Below are 3725 nucleotides of genomic sequence, written 5' to 3' on the forward strand. Positions count from 1 at the left end.
CATAGCTTCTGCAGCTCCGAAAAGCAAAGCTGCCCACATTGTACCAATAGGATTCCAATTGCCTAATATCATAGCTGCCAAGGCAATGAAACCCTTTCCGGCGGGCATCTGTTCTTGAAACTGCCCTATATCACCTAAGGCTAGATACATCCCTCCTAATGCAGCAAGTACTCCACTCATTAAAACTCCAAAGTATCTTATCGCTTTTACGTTTACACCTAGCGTATCAGCAGCCCTTGGATTTTCACCTACAGAACGCATTCTTAAACCTAAAGGAGTCTTGTAAAGTAAAAACCAAGATCCGATGACGACTACTATTGCAATGTAGAAGAACGAACTGATTTCTCCAAAAATTTCTCCAATGAAAGGAATGTTTTGAATTGCCTCTATTTTTACCGTTGGGATTTTAGCAACAAAATCTGTTTGCCCTTCTTGTCCAAAAATAGGTTTCATTAAAAAACCAGTGAAACCTTGGGCAATCAGAATCAAAGCTGTAGCGGAAACAATTTGGTTTGCCGACCATTCTATTGAAACATAGGCATGAAAAAAGGCCAAAATTAAACCTCCAACCATACCTAAAATCAATCCAATCCAAGGGTTTCCAGTAAGAAAAGTAACAGCCACTCCAATGAAGGCACCTAATTTCATTATACCTTCCAAAGCGATATTTGTTACCCCGGTTATTTCACTGTAAACTCCTCCAATTCCTGCAAAAATTAAAGGTAGTGCAGAAAGAATCGTCAATTTATAAAATAAAGGTGAAGCAAAAGCAGTAAAAATAGCTTCAAACCAATTCATTCTTCTTCACCACCTTGAAGTGTTTTAGGGGATTTTTTCTTTCCAAGCTGAGAAGCCTTTATAATCCAAGTTCTTATTATTCTATCCGCTGCGACAAAGTATATTATTATACCTTGAATTACTACAATAATGTCATCTGGTACTCCTATAGTTTGCATTGCATTTGAACCAGATCTTAGCGAGGAGATGAGAAAAGCTGCAAAAATAATCCCTATAGGATTGTTTTGACCAATCAAGGCAATAGTAATTCCATCAAAACCTCTATCGCTTGTGAATGCTCCAAAAATTCTGTGATGGACAGACATAACTTCTAAAGCGCCGGCCAAACCAGCCAAAGCTCCTGAAATAGCCATTGTAAGTACGATATTTTTACTTATCGATATTCCTCCATATTCTGCTGCATATGGATTGAATCCAACAGCTTTAACTTCGTATCCTGTTGTTGTTTTCTCTAGTATTATATAAATAACAATAGCGGCAACGATGGCTATTAAAATACTAGAGGGAATGGTGGATGCTTGGACTGTTAATAGTGGAGGAAGTTGAGCACTTTGTGCAATTTCAGGGGATTTTGGAACACCAGCACCTACCGCAAAAGGCCCGGCTACCAGATAATTCGTAATATGATAAGCTATCCAGTTCAACATTATTGTACTTATAACTTCGTGCGCACCGGTTTGGGCTTTAAGCCAACCGGCTATAGATGCCCAAAAAGCTCCCCCAGCCATACCTGCAACAATAGTCAATGGTATTGCAATAGCAGAAGGCACATTGCCTAAGTTCAGTCCAACCGCTACCGCCATTATACCTCCCATAGCCATTTGACCTTCGGCACCTATATTGAAAACTCCTGCTCTAAATCCGAATCCTACTGCTAAACCCGTAAGTAACAAGCTGGTCATTTTTGTTATATTGTCAGCCCAGGAAAGCCTGCTACCAATTGCACCTTTAATCATAGCCCCATAGGCTTTTAAAGGATTCTGGCCTATCGCTAATATTATAATAGCTGCAATTAAAAGTGAAACTATAACAGCTAAAAAAGGTATTAGAAAAGACATCCATCTTGATTTCATAAGTTTTGACGAAGAAGTCACTTTATTAGCGCCTCCTATTTATAGACTTTTTACTTCTCCAGCCTCTTCCATCAATTTTATTTCATCCAAACTCTTTCCTGCCATCATTAGACCGATTTCTTCTATCGATAATTGACCATTTTCAAAATCTCCCATGGATTTTCCTTCATACATAACCATTATCCTATCAGATAAAGACAAAATTTCTTCCAGTTCCATAGATATTAGTAAAATAGCCACTCCTTCTTGTCTCAAATGTATCAATTCTTTGTGAACGTATTCTATTGCGCCCACGTCTAAGCCTCGTGTAGGTTGTGAAACTACTATAAATTTAGGTGAAGTGCCAATTTCCCGTGCGATGATCACTTTTTGTTGGTTACCGCCAGATAAATTTCCCGTATATATATCAATTTCAGGCGGTCTAACATCGAATTTTGTGGTAAGATCTTTCGAAAATTCTCTTATATTATCTGATTTCAGAAAACCTCTTTCTGAAAACCTTTGTGAATCATGAGATCCCAACACTAAATTAAAATAATTTGGGAATTCATGAACCATACCTCTTTTTTGTCTGTCTTCAGGTATATGAGCTATGCCTAGTTCCCTTAATTCTTTTACAGATAAATTGGTAACATCTTTTCCTTGGAAATAGTACTTCCCACTTTCTATTTTTCTAAGGCCAGTTAAAGCTTCAGCAAGTTCTGACTGTCCATTTCCTGCTACTCCTGCGATCCCTAGAATCTGGTTTTTTCTGACTTCAAAATTAATGCCTCTTACAGCATCTAACTTTCTATTGTCTTTTACCCATAAGTTTTCAACTTTTACAAGTACTTCTCCGGGTTCTATTTTCTGCCGATCTATACTTAGAACTACTTCTCTCCCCACCATCATATTTGCCAATTCTTTTTCGTTTGTATCTGAAGTCTTAACGTTACCCGTAACCTTTCCAAGTCTCATAACGGTGATATTGTCACTTATCTCTAACACTTCTTTCAATTTATGACTTATGAAAATAATCGTTTTACCATCTTTTCTTAAACTTCTTAGTATTTCAAATAGCTCTTGGGTTTCTTGGGGAGTTAAGACGGCAGTAGGTTCGTCGAGTATTAATATGTCTGCGCCTCTATAAAGCGTTTTAATTATCTCCACTCTCTGCTGCATGCCTACAGGAATATCTTCGATTTTTGCCTCTACATCAACCTTGAGTCCATACTTTTCAGACAGTTCCTTTACGTCACTTTTGGCTTTTTTAAAATTGAAAGTAAGGCCCCTTTTGGGTTCACTACCTAAAACAACGTTTTCTGCAACTGATAAATTTTCAACGAGCATAAAATGCTGATGGACCATCCCTATACCGTTATCTATAGCATCAGAAGGGCCTTTGATATCAACTTTTTTTCCTTTTATATAAATCTCACCGCTTGTAGGTTGATATAAACCATAAAGTTGATTCATCAAAGTGGTTTTTCCAGCGCCATTTTCGCCAATTAAAGCATGTATTTCTCCTTTTTTTACTTTAAATGTGACTCTATCATTTGCAACTACCCTGGGAAATACTTTAGTTATCTCTTTCATGTATACTGCGTACTTATTTAACTCTTCTTGGATGTCTTCTGTTTGAGCCATCTGTAACCTCCTTTCTATTTTTCAGATACTTACTTTAGAAATGCTAAAACCGGCTTTAAACAGAATTTCTAGAATTCAAAATTTTTAAAAATACTATCATCGATGTAAGTTGCATTTGTCCTGCTTTAGCACCCCTTCGGCTTGCAGCCCACCCACATTTTGGGGGAGGGCTTCGCCCTGTAACCCTTTAAAAATCTAAATCTATTTTTTGAAAATTACTTTATTTCT

3 protein-coding genes are annotated in these 3725 nt (G+C 37.4%); all 3 read right to left on the reverse strand.

The annotated features are described in order from the left end of the window. The coding region (locus tag AA81_RS10515) for an ABC transporter permease (protein ID WP_103898958.1) at positions 1-798 on the reverse strand (798 nt) is incomplete at its 3' end. Further along, on the reverse strand, positions 795-1871 hold the full coding sequence (locus tag AA81_RS10520; RefSeq protein WP_103898960.1) for an ABC transporter permease: 1077 nt from the start codon (positions 1869-1871) through the stop codon (positions 795-797). The genes AA81_RS10520 and AA81_RS10515, both read right to left, overlap by 4 nt. Before the next feature lie 39 nt (positions 1872-1910). Further along, positions 1911-3497 carry an ABC transporter ATP-binding protein gene (locus AA81_RS10525; protein ID WP_103898959.1) on the reverse strand — a complete coding sequence of 529 codons (1587 nt, stop codon included), beginning with the start codon at positions 3495-3497 and terminating at the stop codon, positions 1911-1913. Positions 3498-3725: the final 228 nt, after the last annotated feature.

The organism is Petrotoga halophila DSM 16923, from assembly GCF_002924615.1.